The following is a 19,667-nucleotide window of genomic DNA, read 5'->3' as shown; positions in this document are numbered from 1 at the left end:
CCCGTCCCACTCATCGAATACCACTGCCCTCACATCGAAAGCAGACTCCTCCTCATGAGCATGACCCCCGAACAGGCCCGCTGGTTCGCCGACACCTTCGACAAGCTCGTCCAGAGCGTCGGCCAGGCCGTCCTCGGCAAGAACGAGGTGGTCCGCCTCGTCATGACCGCGATGATGGCCCCCGGCCACGTGCTGCTCGAGGACGCGCCGGGCACCGGCAAGACCTCCCTCGCCCGCTCCATCGCGGCGACCGTGCAGGGCACCAGCACCCGCATTCAGTTCACCCCGGACCTGCTGCCCTCCGACGTCACCGGCGTGACGATCTACGACCAGAACACGAAGTCCTTCGAGTTCCACAAGGGCCCCGTCTTCGCCAACGTCGTCCTCGCCGACGAGATCAACCGCGCCTCGCCCAAGACCCAGTCGGCGATGCTCGAGGTGATGGAGGAGGGCCGCGTCACCGTCGACGGCGTCACCCACGAGGTCGGCAACCCCTTCATGGTGATCGCGACCCAGAACCCGATCGAGCAGGCCGGCACCTACCGCCTGCCCGAGGCGCAGCTGGACCGCTTCCTGATGAAGACCTCGATCGGCTACCCGGACCACGCCTCGAGCGTGCAGATCCTCCAGGGCTCCGCCCTGCGCGACCGCTCCAAGCAGCTCAGCCCGCGCATCTCCCTGCAGGCCGTCAACGACATGACCCAGCTCGCCTCCACCGTGCACGTGGACCCGGCGGTGCTCGAGTACGTCTCGCGCCTGATGGAGGAGACCCGCCTCGCGCCCGAGGTCCGCGTCGGCGTCTCCATCCGCGGCGCCCTCGCCCTCATGCGCACCGTCAAGGTGTGGGCCGCCGTCAACGGACGCCACTACGTGATCCCCGACGACGTCAAGTCGCTCGTGGAGCCGGTGTGGCTGCACCGCTTCGTGCTCGACCCCGAGGCCGAGTTCGCGGGCACCACCGCGAAGTCCGTCATGACCAAGATCCTCAGCGAGGTGGCGCCTCCCCAGGCGCGCCAGCAGACGGCATGAGCTCCCAGCCCTCGTCCGTCCCCACCGATACCGCCGACGCGAAGTCCGCCAAGGCCGAGGCGAAGAAGCGCCGCCGCGCCGCCGCGGCCGAGTCCCGTGCCGGCTCCCGTCACGAGCGCCGCAGGGCGCGCGCGGCCGCGAAGCGCGCCCGTCAGGGGCAGACCGGCCCGGCCGAGGAGACCACTCAGGGCGAGGCCCCCGCGAGCACCGGCTGGGCCGGTCTGCGGGACCGCGTCGTCGAGCTGTGGATGCGGCGCATCCACCCGGTCCTCGACGTCGTCTCCCCGGTGGGATGGGCCGTGGCCGGCGTCGCCGCCTCGTGCTGGATCGCAGGCCTGAGCCTGCACGTCACCGAGCTGAACGTGGTCGCGCTCGCGCTCACCGTCCCGCTCGTGATCGCGGCGCTGTTCGTGCTGGGCAAGGCGAACTACAAGGTCACCCTCGACCTGCAGACCCACCGGGTCGTCGTCGGCACCCGGGCCGTCGGCCGGGTCGAGGTCATGAACCCCACCCAGCGCGACATCCTCCCCTCGCGGATCGAGCTGGCCGTCGGCCAGGCCACCGCCCAGTTCCTGGTGCCGCGGCTCGCGGCCGCCCAGAGCCACGAGGAGCTCTTTGCCGTCCCCACCAAGCGCCGCGCCGTGCTGGTCGTCGGCCCCGTGCGCTCCGTGCGCGACGACCCGCTCTCCCTCATGCGCCGCCAGGTCACCTGGGCGAAGGAGCAGGAGCTCTTCGTCCACCCGCGCACGGTCCGCCTCGACGAGGCCGCCAGCGGCTTCCTCCGCGACCTCGAGGGCACGCCCTCCTCGGACCTCTCCAGCTCCGACATCGCCTTCCACGCGCTGCGGGACTACGCCCCCGGCGACGACCGTCGCCACGTCCACTGGCGCACCACCGCCCGCACCGGGAAGCTCATGGTCCGCCAGTTCGAGGAGACCCGCCGCTCCCACGTGGTGGTCGCGCTCGACAACCTCGCCGAGCACTATGCGAGCGAGGAGGAGTTCGAGCTGGCCGTGTCCGTGGCCGCCTCGATCTCCGCCCAGACCTTCCGGGAGGAGAAGGAGCTGACGCCCTTCACCTTCGACGCCCGCCAGCGCACCGCCTCCTTCCGCCCGATGATGGACGACTACACGCTGGTCGAGCAGCTGGGGGAGCGGATCTCCTTCCACGAGCTGGGGCAGAAGGCCTCCGACCTCGCCCCCAACGCCTCCGCGGTGATGATGGTGGTCGGTCCCCACACCACGGCGCGCGAGCTCAACGCCGCCGCCAACCAGCTTCCGATCGGAGTGATGGCCGTGGCGATCCGCTGCGTGGAGGACGCCGAGGTGCAGCGATCGGCGATCGGCTCGCTCGACGTCGTCACCCTCGGCTCCCTCGACACCCTCGCCCGCGCCCTGAGGGCGGTGGGCCGATGACCGCGCCCGCGCGCCCCGCGCGCCGCCCCAGCTACTTCTCGTCCGTCCCCGCGAAGCGCCTCGCGATCGACCTCGCCGTGCTCGGCGCGCTGTTCGTCCTCGCGCTGCTCGGCTTCCAGCACGTCTACGGGGGAGCGCAGTACCTGGTCACCGGGACCATGGCGCTCGTGCTCGGCACCCTGATCGCCCTGATCGGCGCCCGCTGGCGCTGGGGGCCGCTGCGGATCACCGCCCTCGTGCTCGGGGTGTACCTCCTGTTCGGCTCGATGTTCGCCGCCCCCACCCGGGCGCTCTGGGGCATCGTCCCCACCCCGGGATCGCTGCTCGAGCTGCTGAAGGCGCCGGTGACGAGCTGGAAGTCGCTGCTGACCGTCGCCCCGCCCGTCGGCGTCGCCCAGGGCGTGCTGGCGGTGGTGTGGATCAGCATGCTGCTGCTGTCGCTGGCGGCGATGACCGTCGTGATGCGCACCCGCCTCTACGTCCTGGCCTGGCTGTTCCCGCTGGTGATGGTCGCGACGAGCATCTTCTTCGGCACGGACCAGGCGTTCTGGCCGGTGCCGCGCGGCGTGCTCTACGCCGTGCTGTCCGTCGGATGGCTGACCTGGCGCTTCGAGAGCGGCCGCCTGGCGGGCACCGAGTCCACGATCATCTCCGACACCGTCCGCCCCGGCTCCTGGAAGAACCCGGTGCTGCGCCGCCGCGTGATCGGCGGCGCCGTGATCATGGCGATCGCCGCCGGCGGCGCCTTCGCGGCGAGCCCCCTGCTGGACCCGCCCGAGGGCACCATCCGCTACGCCCAGCGCGACCGGATCACCCCGCCCTTCGACCCGCGCCAGTACGTCTCCCCGCTGACCGAGTTCCGCGGCTACCTCAAGGATCAGCGCGAGGAGGAGCTGTTCACCATCACCGGCGTGAGCAGCGGCGACCAGATCCGCCTGGCGACGATGGACCAGTACGACCTGCAGGTCTACAACGTCGCCTCCAGCCGGCAGAAGGACAGTCCCTCCGGGGCCTTCCTGCGCACCGCCCCCGGCGTCGACCTCGAGGAGGGCACCGGGCAGCAGCAGGTCTCCTCCGTGACGATCGGCGCGTACCGCGGCGTGTGGATGCCCACCGTCGGCGAGCGGACCAACCGCATCGACCTCGAGGGGATGGACCAGGGCCGCGCGAGCGCCACCACCGAGAACCTCTTCCTCAACCAGCCCTCGCAGACCGCGGTCAACGCGCTCGGGGTGCAGGCGGGGGACACCTACGAGCTGTCCTACGAGCCGTACACGGAGCCCACCGCGGAGCAGCAGAACACCGCGACGTTCGCCGACATCGCCCTGCCCGACAACACGCCGACGGACGACATGACAGCGCTCGCCGAGGAGTGGGCGGGCTCCTCCGACTCCGACTACGAGCGCTTCCAGAACCTCTCCCGCTCCGTCAAGGAGGACGCCTACTACTCCCACGGCCTGGAGGACGACACCGCCTCGCTCTCCGGCCACGGGTACAGCCGGCTCCGGGCGATGCTCGAGGAGGTCGGCTTCGACGAGGACACCCCCGACGCCCAGCCGATGGGTCGCATCGGCGACGAGGAGCAGTACGCGGCGCTGACCGCCGTGCTGGCCCGCTCGATCGACATCCCCGCCCGCGTGGTGATGGGCTTCGAGGTGCCCGAGGGCCAGGAGGGGACCGCCTCCATCACCGGCGACGACGTCACCGCCTGGGTGGAGGTCGCCTTCGAGGACATCGGCTGGGTGCGCTTCGATCCCGCCCCCGACGAGGACGAGGACCCCACGGAGCCGCAGCCCAAGGAGGTGGAGAAGCCGCTGCCGCAGGTCGCGCAGCCGCCGCCGCCCCCGGCCGAGCCGCCGAGCCCGCCGCCCGGCGCGATGAGCGACGACACCGACGACGACGAGGACCCGACCGACGAGACCGCCTCGTGGGTCGTGTACCTGGGCCTCGGCCTGCTCCCGTTCGTGCTGCTGGGCCTGTTCGCCGCCGCGGTGATCATCGCCAAGACGGTGCGGCGCCGACGCCGTCGCGCGCTCGAGACCCTGCCGGCCCGCGTCGACGGCGGCTGGCAGGAGATCCTGGACCTCCTCACCGACATGGGCAGGGCTCCTGATCCGCTGATGACCCGGGCGGAGATCGCCGCACAGCTCCAGGCCGACGTCCCCCAGCTCGGGGCGTCCACGCTGGCCGCCCACGCGGACCGGGCCGTGTTCGGCCCGGACGACCTGCCTGACGCCGCGGCGGAGGAGTACTGGGACCAGGTGATGGCGGCGCGCAGCGGCGCCACCGCCGCCCTGCCGTGGCATCGTCGGCTCCGCACCGCGCTCTCCCTGCGCTCCTTCCGCCGCGGTGCGGCCGAGCGACGGCGCGAGAACCGGCGCCGACGGGTCAACGCCCGCGCCCGGGCGAAGGTGCAGAAGCGCACGGAGGCGCTGCGGCGACGCCGCTCCTCGGTGCGCGGCACGACCGCACCGTCCCTCTGGCGGACCATCAGGCGAAAGGGCCGTTCCTCATGAACCAGACCAGATACTGCAGCACCTGCGGGACGCTGCTGTCCGAAGGGGCCGCGATCTGCGGCGAGTGCGGTGCGCGCTATCAGGCCTCGCCCTACGAGAAGCGGGCCACCGATGCGCCCGGCGCCTGGTCGGCGCCGCCCAGGCCCCGCTCCCGGGCGGAGCAGGGGCAGGAGCGGTCCGACCAGGAGGACGAGGGGATCGAGCTCATCAGGGCCGACTCCCTCCGCTCGCCGCAGCCGGGAGCGACCGCGCTGCGGAGCGAGGAACAGTACGATCGGGTGATGGTCACGCAGCCACCGATGAACCAGCCCGCGAGGAACCAGCCCGGGCAGAGCCCCGGCATGCCCGGCGGGCCCGGTGCGTCGGCCTCCGGGCCGGGCAGTGCCCCGGGCACTGCGCCGGGCGCCGCTCCGGAGGGCGCTCCCGCCGCGGCGTCCTTCGAGCCGCCGCTGGACGGCTGCGCCCCGGCCACCCCTCTCAAGCGCTTCCTCGCCGCGCTGATCGACACGGTGATCGCCACGCTCGTGACGGTCCCGTTCCTGATCGGCTTCATCCTGATCGTCACCTCGCAGAGCGCGAGCACGACCTCGATGATCCTCATCGGCGTCGGGACCGCGCTGCCGGCCGCATACCACCTGGTGATGATCTGGCTGGTCGGCGCCAAGGGCTTCACCCTGGGCAAGCTGATCCTGGGCCTGCGCGTGACCCGCCTGAGCGAGGGCGGGGCGCTCGGCTTCGTGCGCGCGCTCGGACGCTGGGCTGTGTATGCGCTGTTCCCGCTGCTGATGGCGCTGTCGATCTTCTTCGACCCGCGCAAGCTGCTGCGCGGCTTCCACGACCGGGCGATCGACTCGGTCGTCACGGACATCAAGGCCGGACGCAACCCCCTCCAGCCCCGCCCCGACGACTTCGAGCGCGCCGGCGCCGAGCACTACCTCGGCGCGCCGTCCGTCGCGGTGTCCACGCACGAGAACCTGCTCTCCGAGCCCGGTGCGGCATGGCGTGACCAGGGCGCCTCCCCCGTCCAGCCCGTCGACGGCGCGCAGGGGCCCGAGCAGGGCGCCCCGAGCCCGTACGCCCCGGGCGGCTCGGCGGCCTCTGCCGCCGAGGCTCCCGCCGCGTCCTGGGGCTCCCCGTCCCCGGCACCCCAGCAGCCCGCCTCCGACGGCGGCTGGGCCCCGCCGCCCGTCGAGCCGATCCCTTCGGCACCCGCGCAGTCCTCCTGGGACCAGCCGTCCGCGTCGGGTCAGTCCTCGTGGGACCAGCCGTCGGCCCCCGCGCAGCCCTCGTGGGAGCAGCCCGCCGGGCAGGACCAGGCCCCGTCCTGGGGCGAGCCCGCGGCGCAGAACCCGCAGGAGCAGCAGTGGGGTGCCCCGGCCCCCGAGCAGTCGCGGGCCGCCCCGTCCTGGGGACAGCCCTCGGCACCGGAGAGCTCGGCGCCCGAGCCCTCGCAGTCCGCGACCTCGTGGGGCGAGGCTTCGGCCCCGGAGCAGCCGCAGAGCTGGGACCAGGGCGGATACGCCCCCGCCACGCAGTGGGGCTCCCCGGCTCCCGCGCCGGAGCCCGCCCCGGCGCCGTCGCCCGCTCCCGCCCCGGGACCGGTCGACTCCTCCCCGGCCGCCTGGGGACCGCCTCCCGCGGCCTCGGCGGACCAGGCCCCGGCCGCGCCGGGCCAGGACGCGGCGGCGCACGGCGGCGACGCCCCGAGCGACGTCACCGGTGATGCCTGGGGCGACGACGGCGTGGACGAGGCGACGCGCATGTCCGTGCCCGAGGACCTCGGCGACCTCGAGGCGACCCGCATCTCGCCCGCCCATCTCCCGCCCGCGAAGAAGGTGCGGCTGACCACCGACGACGGTGCCGAGCGCGTCGTCGAGAAGGCCGTGGTGGTCGGGCGCAACCCCTCCTCGCCCTCCGGCGAGGTGCTCTTCGTGATGAAGGACGACACCCGCTCCGTCTCCAAGACCCACCTGCGCATCGACGGCACGGGGGAGGAGCTGCTGGTGACCGACCTCGGCTCCACCAACGGCTCGACGATCCTGCGCGAGGACGGCTCCCGCGAGAACCTCGTGCCGGAGACCCCCATGGTCCTCCCGGCCGGGGCCCGCCTCACCCTCGGGGACCGGACCCTGTCCGTGGAGAGGGTGCAGTGATCGACCGCTCCCTCTCCGACCCGGACCTCGAGGGCACCGTCCGCGTCGTCTCCGCCTCGGCCACCCACGTCGGCCATGTGCGGGCGACGAACGAGGACAGCCTCCTGACCGCCACGCCGATCCATCTCGTCGCCGACGGGATGGGAGGGCACAACGCGGGCGAGGTCGCCAGCGCGATCGCGGTCGAGGAGTTCGAGAAGCTGACGCTCCAGCAGAACGTCACCGTCGAGCAGCTCGGCGACGCGCTGCACACCGCGTCGGTGCGCATCGGCGAGCTCGGCGGCGAGTCGACCCTCGGCGCCGGCACCACGGTCGCGCTGGTCGGGACGATGGTGCTGGACGGGATCGGCTACTGGGTCGTGATGAACCTGGGCGACTCCCGGGTGTACCGCCTCTCGGGGGAGATCTTCGAGCAGGTCAGCGTGGACCATTCGGTGGTCCAGGAGCTGATGGACCGCGGCGAGATCTCGGCCGAGCAGGCGCGGATCCACCCCTACCGGCACATGGTCACCCGGGCGCTCGGCGCCGGGCCGGAGTCGGATCCCGACTACTGGCTGATCCCGGCGGAGGTCGGCGATCGGATGCTGATCTGCTCCGACGGGCTCACCGGCGAGGTCGACGACGCGTCGATCGAGCGGATGCTGCGCCGACCCACCGACGTGCGCACCATCGCCGAGGACCTGGTGCGCCGTGCACTGGACGGCGGCGGGCACGACAACATCTCCGTGGTGATCGTCGAGGCGGTCGAGGTGCTGGGGCAGCCCGGCGCCTCCGAGGACACCGCCGGCGGCACCTCTCCCGCGGAGGACGAGTTCGAGGTCGACGAGGACACGCTCCCGCGCCCCCTCGCGGACGGTGAGGGTCGGGCATGACGACCGAGGACACGGCGTCCGCCGCGGCCTCCCTGCTCGGCCTCGGCACCTGGACCCGACAGGGGCCGGCGACCCTCGTGGTGCGCGAGGACCGCTGGGTGGTGCTCGTCCCCGGGCTGCGCAAGCAGGTGACGGAGGCGGCCTGGGAGGTGCTGGGACGGCGCCCCGAGGCCGAGGAGTTCGTCGATCAGCTGGTCGAGGCCGGTGATCTGGGCAGCGCGGACAAGCTCACCGCGCTGCTGTTCGGCGTCCACGACGGGCAGAGCGCGACGGTCGGGGTGAAGGGCTCCACGCCCCTGGCCGTCTACACGGCCGATGGGGCGCAGGTGGTCGTCGGCACCGAGGAGCAGCCGCTGGTGATCAGCTCCTTCGAGGGGGTGCGCCGGGTGGCCTTCGGCGACCTCCCGCCCGAGGAGCCCGTCGGCGCGCCGCGCGTGGTCTCGGGCATCGTGCCCGTGCGCGGCTTCGTGCACATGACCGTCGACCCCACCCAGCTCGAGGAGGCCGACCGCGCCGCGCTCGCCGAGCAGGTGGAGAAGGACGGCCGTTCGATCGAGACGGAGGAGGCGAAGAAGCGCCGCGCGGAGCGTCCGGCGCCCACGCCCTCGAAGCCCTCGACGACCGCAGGATCCGGTTCGAGCTCCTCGTCGATCCGCAAGCCCTCCGTCGCCACCCGCAAGCCGGGCGAGATGCCGCCGTCGCTGTCCCGCGGCGGATCCTCCGCGTCCTCCTCGCGCCCCGCGGCCGAGGCGGAGGCGTCCTCGGGACCGAACCTCTTCGCGGGCCTCTTCGGGAACGACGCCCCGGCAACGGCGTCGGCTCCCGCCCCGGCTCCGGCGGCGACTCCGGTCCCCGCTCCGGCCGCGCCCGGGCAGTCGACCGCCGGTCCCGCCGCCGCGCCGTCGGCACCCGCGGCGGAGTCCGCTCAGCCCGCGGCGACGCCTGCTCCGGCTGCCACGCCGGCTCCGGCTGCAACGCCCGAGCAGGCTGCGACTCCTTCGCCGGCTCCATCGCCGGCGCCGGCCGCGACATCCGCGCCGCTCGAGTCCGCGCCGTCGGCCGCGCCGTCGGGGTCGGCACCGGCCGACGACGCGCCGGCCGAGGCGACCGGAGCGAGGGCGGAGACCGCGACGACGGGCGCGCCCTCGCAGCCCGTCGCCGGAACGCGGACCGCGCCCGCGAAGCGACGACTCGTGAGCACTTCGCTCTTCGACCGTCGGCGCACCGCGCCCCCGCCCGCCGCCGCGCCTGCACCGAGCGCCGCCGAGCAGGCGACCGCGCAGCCGGTCGAGCCCCTCTCCGAGGAGACCGCGACGGCACACGGCTCTCACCCGGCGCCCGCACCGTCGGCGCCCGAGACGCAGCAGCCTGCGGCGCAGGATGCCTCCGCCGCCGAGACGCAGCAGCCCGCGGCGCAGGACGCCTCCGCTCCCGGCGCCCCTGCGCAGCCTGCCCCCGGGCAGCCCGCTGCCGAGCCGGCCGACGCCCCAGAGCCTGCACCCGAAGCCGCTCCCGCACCGGTCACGCCTCCGGCCTCCGCTGCACCGGCGGCCTCCCCGGCGCGCCCCGCCTCGCCCTCGGTGCCCACGCCCGAGCCGCCCATGGAGGACGAGCTCGAGTCGCCGCCGACCCTGATCGCACCGATCGACGACGGAGAAGGGCCGGAGGAGGAGGACGGACCGGCGCCCACGCCTGTCCGACGCGCTCCGGCGCCCGCGCCGCAGCGTCCCGCCGCCTCCACGGGCGACCTCGAGAACTCCGGCGCCTACGACGACCTCTTCGGCAAGACCGTCTTCCGCCGCATCGAGGACGCCGCCGTGCGCCGCAGCGGCGAGGAGGGCGAGGAGGCCGAGCACGAGCAGGCCGCCTCCGCCCCCGGCGCGGACGTCGTCGCGGCGGACGGCGACTTCCCCTCCGAGACCCGGACCCCCGGCACCGACGCGGACGACGAGGCCGAGGACGCCCCCGTCCCCGAGCACACCACCGGCGCCGGCGACTTCATCGACTGGGTGCCGGGCGTGGGACGGACCGCGCCGGAGATCGCGCAGGCCGCCGCACGTCGCGCCGCGCGACCGCAGAGCGCACCGCCGGCCTATCCGCAGGTCCACATGGCCGAGCGTCCGCCCGCCCCGAACACCGGCTCGCGTCCGGCGCCGACCCGGCCCGACGCCCCCCAGGGCACGGGAGCGCACAGGTACGCACAGGTCTCCGGCCCCGGGACCCCGATGCGGGGTGCGCAGAGCGCCGACGACCGACACGGGGCGAGTCCGTACGGGATGCCGGGACCCCGGGGGCAGCAGAGCCCGTACGCGGCACCGGGGCCCTACGGTCCGCAGAGCGCGTACGGCGCGCAGGGCCGGCACGGCCAGCAGGGCGATCACGGACGCCCGGGTCCGTCGCACCAGCAGGCGCCCTACGGCCAGCAGGCCCCCTACCCCCAGCATCCTCCTCACGGACAGCAGACCGCTGACGGCCAGCAGTCTCCCTACGGCCAGCCGGGCCAGTACGGCCGCCCGGGCCAGCACGGGCAGCCCGGCCAGTTCGTCGGGCCCGGCCAGAACGGTGTCCCGGCCCCCCACGGTCGGCCTGCCGCCTCCGGCCATCCGGCCCCCGCCGCCGGCGCCTCCGGCCACATCGGGCAGCAGGGACAGCAGCCGTCGCACGCCCCCGGCGTCGGAGGACGCCATGCGAGCGCACCGCATCCCGTCGCGCCGGGCACCGCAGCGCCGCCGGCTCCGGGGCCCGCGGCCCGGCCCGTCCCGGCTCCGGCTGCAGGGCCGTCCGCCCCGTCCGCCCCGCACGCCCCTGCCGCGCAGGGAGGTCCCGCACGACCCGCCACCCGCGGATCGGGCGGCGCCGCCGTGGCGCTGCCGGGGCTGGTGTGCGCGAACGGCCACGCGAACTCGCCGGAGAGGTCGGCCTGCCGGCTCTGCGCCGCGCCGCTCAGCGGCCCCACCCGCACCGTCGCCCGCCCTCCGCTGGGCGCCGTCGCGGTGAGCACGGGGGAGGGGTTCGTGCTCGACCGCACCGCGGTCATCGGCCGGCGCCCCCGGGCGTCCCGCGTCAGCGGCAGCGACGTGCCGCAGCTGATCACGGTGCCGAGCCCGCAGCAGGACATCTCCAGATCGCACCTCGAGCTGAGGCTCGAGGGATGGCACGTGGTCGCGCTCGACCTCGGCACCACCAACGGCACCACGCTGCACCGCGAGGGCTACGAGCCCCTGCGGCTGCGCCCCCGCGAGGGCGTGGTGCTCCACGACGGAGACCTGCTTGACCTGGGGGATGAAGTGCACCTGACGTACGGGGAGAAGTCATGAGCTCGAGACCGCCCTCGGCACCGCCGCGCCTGGCCGGCTACGAGTACGAGAAGATGCTCGGCTCGGGCGGGTTCGCGGACGTGTTCCTGTACCGCCAGGCACGGCCGCAGCGCCGCGTCGCGATCAAGGTGCTGCTGTCCACGGCGCTCGACGAGTCCGTGCGCCATCAGTTCGACTCCGAGGCCAATGTCATGGCCCAGATGTCGACCCACCCCTCGATCGTCACGATCCACCAGGCCGAGGTCTCCGGGGACCACCGCCCCTACATCGTGATGGAGTACTGCTCGCGCCCGAACTACGGCGTGCGCTTCCGCAAGGAGCGGATCACCGTCGCCGAGGCGCTGCGCGTGGGCGTGCAGATCGCCGGCGCCGTGGAGACCGCGCACCGCGCCGGGATCCTCCACCGCGACATCAAACCCGCGAACATCCTGGTCACCGACTACAACCGGCCCGCGCTCACCGACTTCGGCATCTCCATCGCCGCCGGGCAGGGCGAGGACGTCGAGGACTCCCAGGGCATGTCGATCCCCTGGTCGCCGCCCGAGTTCTTCGCCGACCCGCCGCGCGCCGACGTGCGCAGCGACGTGTTCTCCCTCGCCGCGAGCGTGTACTCGCTGCTGGCCGGGCAGACGCCCTTCGAACGGCGCGGGCAGCGCAACACCGCCACCGACCTCATCCAGCGGATCGCGAGCGAGCCGCTGCCGTCCCTGAACCGGCCCGACGTGCCCCCGGAGCTGAACCGGGCGCTGTCCATCGCGATGGCGAAGGACCCCGCCGGCCGCTACGACACCGCGCTGGCCTTCGGGCGTGCGCTGCAGCAGGTGGAGCTCTCGCTCTCGCTCCCGGTCACCCAGATGGACGTGCTGGACGACCGCGGCGCCGCCCCCGCCCACGACGGCGAGGACGACGAGCTCGTCGAGCACACCCGGATCCGGAAGGTCGCCACCGTCGATCCCGAGACGGGCACCAGCCCCGGCGGCCGTCGGCGCAGGGACCCCTATGCCGGGGTCGCCCCGGCGCTCGGCGCCGCCCCCGCCGCGGCGGGCCCCGCGAGCTGGTCGGGCGCCTCGGCCCCGTCGGCCGCCGACGCCTCGGAGTCCACGATGCTGCGCCCCGCCGGGGCGCCCGCCGGATCCGTCGGCCGTGCGCCGCTGGCCCACGAGCACCGGGAGCCGGAGCCCGAGAAACCCCGCACCCCCGCCTGGCCGTTCGTCACCCTCGCCGCGGTGCTCGTGATCCTGCTCGGCGTCGGGGCGACCCTCGGCGTGCGGCACTTCTTCGTGGAGGAGCCCGACCCGATCGCGACCACGGACATCAATGTGCCCGAGGCGCCGCAGGAGGCGCCGGGCGCCCCCCGCAGCCTTGAGCTGCAGGTCGTCGCCCCCGAGCAGGAAGGAGGGGGGACCGGGCGGGTGAAGGTCGCATGGGAGCTGCCCGAGAACTTCGCCCAGGAGGACCACTTCATCGTGCAGTGGCAGGACCTTCCCGCGAACTACGACCGCTACGGCGTGCAGCACGAGGTCCACGGCCGCAACTCGGTCGTGATCGAGATCCCGCCCCAGCTGGCGGAGCGGTGCCTGACCGTCAGGACCGTCAACCCCAACGGGCAGTCCAGCGAGGCGGAGAAGAAGTGCCTCAATGGGTGATGCCTCGACGATCACGGCCCCGACGGCCCCGATACCCATGACCCCGACGACCACCGACGAGGACAGCGCCTCGCACGGCGAGACGGGCGCCGCCGCGGCGCGCGCCCACCGGACCCGACACACAGGAGAGCAGTGACCATGGCATCGACGATCTCGGTCGAGTTCTGCGGCGAGTGGTACCGCGTCGAGGACGGGGAGGAGCTCACGATCGGTCGCGAGGCGGACCTCACGATCGACGAGGACAACCCCTTCCTCCACCGACGCTTCCTGACGATCGTGCAGGTCGAGTCGATGTGGTGGCTGGTGAACATCGGGGCGCGGCTCTCGGCGACGATCACCGACGGCACCGGCTCGATGCAGGCCTGGCTCGCGCCCGGCGCGCGCATCCCGCTCGTCTTCGACGTGACCAAGGTGGTCTTCACCGCCGGCCCCACCACCTACGACCTGTCCGTGCACGCGGAGTCCCCGGAGTTCGCGCGGATCGCAGGCCCCGACGACCCGGCGGGGGAGACCACCGTCGGCTCCGTCCAGCTGACCCCGAGCCAGAAGCTGCTGATCCTCGCGCTCGCCGAGCCGATGCTCACCCGCGAGGGCTCCGGAATGAGCTCGGTGCCCACCTCGGCGCAGGCCTCCAAGCGCCTGGGCTGGCAGCTGACGAAGTTCAACCGCAAGCTCGACAACGTCTGCGACAAGCTCGACCGGCTCGGGGTGCGAGGGCTGCGCGGCGGGCCCGGCAAGCTCGCCTCCAACCGACGGGCCCGCCTCGTCGAGCACGCCGTCTTCTCACGGCTGGTGACGAGCGAGGACCTGCCGCTGCTGGACCAGTCCCAGGACGAGGACGACGAGTAGGCCGCCCCGCCGGGGATCGAGCCGGACGGACGGAGCCGATCCCCGACGCGGGGATCAGGACGGCGGGCGAGGGGCCCGCCAGGGGGAGGAGACCAGATGCGCATCAAGCTCACGCTGCGCAGGCCCGAGGACCGGCTGACCGATCTGGAGGTGACCGCGGACGCGACCGCGACCGTCGCCGACGTCGCGAACGCCCTGTACCTCGCCGACCCGCTGCGCAGCGAGGTCGAGCCGCCCGACGGGCTGACCCTCCAGGTCCAGGACCCCGGTGCCGGACCCGGCGCGAACGGCGTGCGCTCCCTGGACCGCTCGATCGACCTGATCCAGGCCGGTCTGCGCTCCGGCAGCATCGTCTCCATCGCCCGCTCCTCGAGCGAGTACGCCACCCGCTCCGAGTCCCGCGGCGCCGCGGTCGCGCTGATGCGCGTCCTCTCCGGCCCCGAGTCGGGACGCGAGTACCCGCTGCCCTCGGGGTCCAGCGTGATCGGGCGCGAGGGCGATCTCGACATCCGCATCGCCGACCCGATGCTCTCCAAGCGCCACGCCCGCATCAACGTCGGCGACACCATCGAGATCGTCGACCTGCACTCCTCCAACGGCGTGGTGATCGGCGGCGAGCAGGTCCAGCGCGCCGTGATCGGCCCTGCGGACACGGTGCTGATCGGCGGGACCACCTTCTCGGTGATCCTCCTGCACCGCCTCGGCGGCACCGCCCCCAGCTCCCCGGTGGTCGAGTTCAACCGGTCCCCGCGCGTGGTGCCGCGCTTCCCCTACCGACCGCTGAAGGCGCCGACGCCGCCGAAGGAGCCGAACCCCCAGTTCTTCCCGATCTTCATGATGTTCGCCCCGCTCCTCATGGGCGGCTTCATGTTCTCGCTGACCCGCAGCCCCTTCTCTCTCATTTTCGTGTTCATGATGCCGATGATGGCGACGGCCGGGTATCTCAACCGCAAGTTCCAGCAGAAGAAGATGCTCGAGCGGCAGATCGCGAACTTCGAGGAGGGACTCGCCTCCCTCAAGCGCCGCGTCACCGCCGCCCAGGACCTCGAGCGGGCGGTGCGCCTGGTCGAGGCGCCCTCGGCCGCGGACACCGTCGACGCCGCCTTCCGCCTCGGGCGTCTGCTGTGGACGCATCGCCCCGAGCACAACGCCTTCGGCACCGTGCGCCTGGGACTGGGCATCGCGGAGTCCCGGGTGGGCATCGACATGCCCGGCGAGAACGATGCCATCCCGAAGTACTACGACATGCTCGACGACATGCACGAGGAGTACAAGATGATCGCCGGCGTGCCGGTGGTCGCGGAGCTGAGGTACGCGGGCAACCTCGGCGTCGCCGGCGGCGGCGAGGAGGCCGACGGGGTCGCCCGCGGCATCGTCACCCAGCTCTTCGCGCTCCACTCCCCGGCGGAGATCGCGCTGGCCGCGATCACCTCCCGCTCCAGCCGCGACATGTGGCAGTGGCTGAAGTGGCTGCCGCACACCTCCAGCCCGCACTCCCCGCTGCCCGGTGACCACCTCGCCGACACCCCCGGTCGCGGCACCTCCCTCCTCTCGCGGATCGAGGAGCTGATCGAGCAGCGCGCCGGCGATGCGCCGCCCGCCCTGCGCACCCCGATGACCGTCGACGTCACCGAGGAGCCGCAGATCCCGCCGGAGCCGATCACCCCGAGCCTGGTGGTGATCATCGAGGACGACGCCCCCGTGGACCGGGCGCGCCTGGTGCGCATCGCCGAGCGCGGCCCCGACGTCGGCGTGCACGTGATCTGGTGCGCCGCGAACATCGCCGCGCTGCCCGCGGCCTGCCGCACCTACGTCTCCGTGGACGAGTCGATCGAGGGCGCGAGCGCCGGGCACGTGCGGGTGGGGGAGCGGTTCTACCCCGTCACCGTCGAGACCGTCTCCGTCGACGTCGCCGCCGGCGTGGCCCGCCACCTCGCGCCCGTCGTCGACGCGGGCGTCCCCGTCGACGACGACTCCGACCTCCCCCGCGCGATCTCCTATCTCAAGCTCGGCGGCATGGCGATGGCCGAGGACCCCGACCACATCATCGAGCGGTGGAAGGAGAACAACTCCCTCACCCCGCGCGACGGCTCCGAGCCCCAGCGCCGCAAGCACGACGCGAACCTCCGGGGGCTCATCGGCCACAACGGCCAGGACGCCTTCCACCTCGACCTGCGCACCAACGGCCCCCACGCCCTCGTCGGCGGCACCACCGGCGCCGGCAAGTCCGAGTTCCTGCAGGCCTGGGTGATGGGCATGGCCACCGCGCACAGCCCCGACCGGGTCACCTTCCTGTTCGTGGACTACAAGGGCGGCGCCGCCTTCGCCGACGCCGTCGACCTGCCGCACACCGTGGGTCTGGTCACCGACCTCTCCCAGCACCTGGTGCGACGCGCGCTCACCTCGCTGCGGGCGGAGCTGCACCATCGTGAGCACCTGCTGAACCGGAAGAAGGCCAAGGACCTCGTCTCCCTCGAGCGGACCGGCGACCCCGAGGCCCCGCCCAGCCTGATCATCATCGTCGACGAGTTCGCGGCGCTGGCGAAGGAGATCCCCGAGTTCGTCGACGGCGTCGTGGACGTCGCCGCACGCGGCCGCTCCCTGGGCCTGCACCTGATCCTCGCGACGCAGCGGCCCGCCGGCGTCATCAAGGACAACCTGCGCGCCAACACGAACCTCCGCATCGCGCTGCGCATGGCCGACGAGGCCGACTCCAAGGACATCCTCGGCGACAAGATGGCCGCCCACTTCGACCCCGGCATCCCGGGCCGCGCCGCGGCGAAGACCGGCCCCGGCCGCATCGCGACCTTCCAGACCGGCTACGCGGGAGGGTGGACCACCCACGAGCCCGAGCGGGCACGCATCGACATCGTCGAGAAGGACTTCGGCACCGGCGAGCAGTGGGACATCCCCTCCCCGCCGACCAAGGAGGTCAAGGACCCCGGCCCCAACGACATCTCCCGCGTCGTCGCGACGGTGAAGGCCGCCGCCGAGCGCGCCGGCGTGCCCGCGCCCCGCAAGCCGTGGCTGTCCGAGCTGGCCGACGCCTACGACCTCTCGCGCCTGCCCACGCGTCGCACCGACGAGGAGCTGCTGCTGGGGGTGATGGACGTGCCCGAGGAGCAGTCCCAGCCGACCGTCTCCTACTATCCCGATCGCGACGGCAACATGGCGATCTACGGCACCGGCGGCTCCGGCAAGTCGACCACGCTGCGCACCATCGCGATCTCCGCCGCCTCGACGGTGCGCGGCGGCCCCGTCCACGTGTACGGGCTCGACTTCGGCGCCTCGGGCCTGACCATGCTCGAGGACCTCCCGCACGTCGGCTCGATCATCGCGGGCGACGACGAGGAGCGCGTGATCCGCCTGCTGCGCACCCTGCGGGAGCTGATCGACGACCGCGCCCGCGAGTTCGCGAAGCATCGCGCCGGGTCCGTGGCCGAGTACCGGGACCTGACCGGGAAGTCCGACACCCCGCGTGTGCTGCTGCTGGTCGACGGCATGGCCGCCTTCCGCGAGGCCTACGACTACTCGAACCTCTCGAAGTGGTTCACCACCTTCGTGCAGATCGCGACCGACGGCCGTCAGGTGGGCGTGCACGTCATCGTCACCGGCGACCGTCCCAACGCGATCCCGACCTCGCTCGGCTCCTCGATCCAGCGCCGCCTCGTCCACCGCATGGCCAGTGCCGACGACTACTCGGCCTTCGGCGAGCCCAAGGACGTCCTGGACGGCTCCTCGCCCCCGGGACGCTCCATCCTCGACGGCCACGAGGTGCAGATCGCGGTGCACGGCGGCGACTCGAACGTCGCGATCCAGTCCCGCGAGGTCGCCAAGCTCGCCCAGGCGATGCGGCGCGCCGGCGTGCCCGAGGCGCCCACCATCGAGCGCCTGCCCGAGCGGGTCGAGCTCTCGACGCTCCGCCCCGTCGTCGGCGGCCGGCCCGTCCTCGGCCTGGCCGACGAGACCCTCGCCGAGATCACCTACGAGCCGCGCGGCGCCTTCATGGTCACCGGCCCCATGGGATCGGGTCGCACCACCGCGATGCTCACCATCGCCACCGGCCTCAAGGCGATGGAGAACCCCATGCGCCTGGTCCGCTTCTCCTCCCGCCGCACCCCGCTGACCGGGCTGCCGGTCTGGGACGTGGAGGCCTCCGATCCGGACACCGTGCGCGAGCTCGCCGGCCAGCTCCGCCAGACGATCGAGTCCGGCTCGGTGGGGGAGGGGCGCCTGGCCCTGTTCATCGACGGGGTCGCCGACTTCACCGGCACCGGCGTGGAGAACGACCTCGACAAGCTCATCCGCGCCAGCACCCGCGAGGGCCAGTTCGTGGTGGGCGAGAACGAGTCCGCCTCGTGGTCCCAGGCCTACGTCCTCGCCCAGCCGTTCAAGGCCGGACGGCGCGGGCTGCTGCTCCAGCCCAGCGACATGGACGGCGACTCGCTGCTCGGCACCGGACTGGGGAGGATCCGTCGGGCCGACTTCCCGGCCGGCCGCGGCTTCCTCGTCTACAGCGGTCGGGCGATGAAGCTGCAGGTCGCGCAGATCACGTCGGGCTGAGGGCCGCTCTCGGGGGCCGACGGGGAGGGGCGTCGAGCCCGCCCCTGAGGCCCCCGCGACGCGTCCGGAGGGGTGCTCCGTCCCCATGGGGACTCCTCCCCATGGTCGCCTCCGGCGGATCGCCCTACAGTGAGAGCTGTCGAGCACGCAAGAGGCCCGGTGCACCGCAGGGGGCGCAGGAGCCGGTGAACAGGAAGGGGAACCCGCATCGTGAACGCCACGAAGGGTATGAACGTCGACGAGGTCAAGCGGATGTCCGGCCAGCTGCGCGATGCGGCCGAGGAGATCACGCGGATCGAGCAGGAGCTCACCCGGGGCCTGGAGGACGTGGACTGGACCGGCCCCGACGCGGATCGCTTCCGCGGCCAGTGGTCCGGGGAGATGGTCCCCGCGCTGCAGCAGATCATGAACGCGGTCAACGAGCTCGGCGACACCGCCGACCGCAACGCCGCCGAGCAGGAGGCCACCTCCAGCTGAGGCGGTGCAGGACCGCGCCGTCACGGACGGCGACAGGGGTGGGGAGAGGCCCGGGCGGAGCACCGCTCGGGCCTCTCCCCTGCCTGGTATCTTTGTCGCCGAGAGTGCCAGGGGGACGAATGGAGCACAGCACCGTGAAGAGCATCGAGTATCCGAGCGCCGATTTCCCTGCGCCCCCTCGGGTCCGGGTCGAGGTGCCGGAGGACTGGGAGCCGCTCACGGTTCCGGGAGTGCAGCTCGCCGTCGCCCAGCCCCGCGTCGACGGGCGCTTCCGCGCGAACGTGGTCGTGACCGTGCAGCGCTTCGGACCGGAGTTCACCCTCGAGGCGGCGCGCGCCGGCCTCGAGCAGCGCAAGGCCTCCCTGCCCGAGCTCGAGGAGCTCGGCACCGGGGAGATCGAGATCGAGGGCACCACCTGGATCGCGAGCGAGTACGGCTACACCCAGCCCGGCCGCCCGACCGTGGTGCAGGCCGCGCGCTACGCCGTGATCGACCGCGGGGGCGTGGCCGCCGATGTGCTCGAGATCGTGGGCAGCTGCGGAGCGGAGAGCGCCGACGAGGAGATCGAGACCGTCCGCGCCATCCAGGACTCCCTGCAGCTGACCCTGGACTGACCCCGCCACCGCATCGTCCCCGGAGGGCGCCGGCCATCGTGGCCGGCGCCCTCCAGCCGTCCGGGGCGAGGCCGTCCGGCCGACCCTGTCGAGGTCCTCGCGAGGCGGCGGCGAGGCGGCGGCCCGGCGAGGTGCCACGAGGCGTCGCGTGGGGAGCGGTGCACGGGGACCTCTGCCTGGGGAGTTGTCCCCATCGCCGAGGTGTGGTGGGTGGTT

Annotated in this window: 11 protein-coding genes; all 11 read left to right on the top strand. The window is 73.4% G+C overall.

Annotation, left to right across the window (positions count from 1 at the left end; genetic code table 11):
- The first annotated feature begins 54 nt into the window (after window positions 1-54).
- Window positions 55-1,029, top strand: coding sequence for a MoxR family ATPase (locus Y09_RS13165; RefSeq protein ID WP_053918134.1), 975 nt, complete (start codon window positions 55-57; stop codon window positions 1,027-1,029).
- Entirely contained in the window at window positions 1,026-2,444 is a 1,419-nt protein-coding gene (locus Y09_RS13160) for a DUF58 domain-containing protein (RefSeq protein WP_053918133.1), read from the top strand. Before Y09_RS13165 ends, Y09_RS13160 begins: the two co-directional genes overlap by 4 nt.
- Window positions 2,441-4,960, top strand: a complete 2,520-nt coding sequence (locus tag Y09_RS13155; RefSeq protein ID WP_053918132.1) for a transglutaminase domain-containing protein — start codon at window positions 2,441-2,443, stop codon at window positions 4,958-4,960. The genes Y09_RS13160 and Y09_RS13155 overlap by 4 nt, the downstream gene beginning before the upstream one ends.
- On the top strand, window positions 4,957-7,113 hold the full coding sequence (locus Y09_RS18190) for an RDD family protein (protein ID WP_053918131.1): 2,157 nt from the start codon (window positions 4,957-4,959) through the stop codon (window positions 7,111-7,113). Before Y09_RS13155 ends, Y09_RS18190 begins: the two co-directional genes overlap by 4 nt.
- Entirely contained in the window at window positions 7,110-7,985 is an 876-nt protein-coding gene (locus Y09_RS13145) for a PP2C family serine/threonine-protein phosphatase (protein ID WP_053918130.1), read from the top strand. Before Y09_RS18190 ends, Y09_RS13145 begins: the two co-directional genes overlap by 4 nt.
- Window positions 7,982-11,302 carry an FHA domain-containing protein gene (locus Y09_RS18185; RefSeq protein ID WP_053918129.1) on the top strand — a complete coding sequence of 1,107 codons (3,321 nt, stop codon included), beginning with the start codon at window positions 7,982-7,984 and terminating at the stop codon, window positions 11,300-11,302. The genes Y09_RS13145 and Y09_RS18185 overlap by 4 nt, the downstream gene beginning before the upstream one ends.
- Window positions 11,299-12,948, top strand: a complete 1,650-nt coding sequence (locus Y09_RS13135) for a serine/threonine-protein kinase (RefSeq protein ID WP_053918128.1) — start codon at window positions 11,299-11,301, stop codon at window positions 12,946-12,948. Before Y09_RS18185 ends, Y09_RS13135 begins: the two co-directional genes overlap by 4 nt.
- Before the next feature lie 138 nt (window positions 12,949-13,086).
- Complete coding sequence (locus Y09_RS13130; protein ID WP_010552408.1) at window positions 13,087-13,797, top strand: hypothetical protein; 711 nt, start codon at window positions 13,087-13,089, stop codon at window positions 13,795-13,797.
- Window positions 13,798-13,893: 96 nt separating this feature from the next.
- Window positions 13,894-18,360, top strand: a complete 4,467-nt coding sequence (locus Y09_RS13125) for an FtsK/SpoIIIE domain-containing protein (protein WP_053918127.1) — start codon at window positions 13,894-13,896, stop codon at window positions 18,358-18,360.
- A gap of 210 nt (window positions 18,361-18,570) precedes the next feature.
- Window positions 18,571-18,837, top strand: a complete 267-nt coding sequence (locus Y09_RS13120; RefSeq protein ID WP_141748065.1) for a WXG100 family type VII secretion target — start codon at window positions 18,571-18,573, stop codon at window positions 18,835-18,837.
- Window positions 18,838-18,971: 134 nt separating this feature from the next.
- Entirely contained in the window at window positions 18,972-19,451 is a 480-nt protein-coding gene (locus tag Y09_RS13115) for a hypothetical protein (protein ID WP_234695734.1), read from the top strand.
- Window positions 19,452-19,667: the final 216 nt, after the last annotated feature.

It is taken from the genome of Brachybacterium sp. SW0106-09 (assembly GCF_001293905.1).
Lineage (GTDB): Bacteria > Actinomycetota > Actinomycetes > Actinomycetales > Dermabacteraceae > Brachybacterium > Brachybacterium conglomeratum.
The sequence above is the reverse complement of the archived record's forward strand: the minus strand, read 5'-3'. Positions and strand labels throughout refer to the sequence as shown.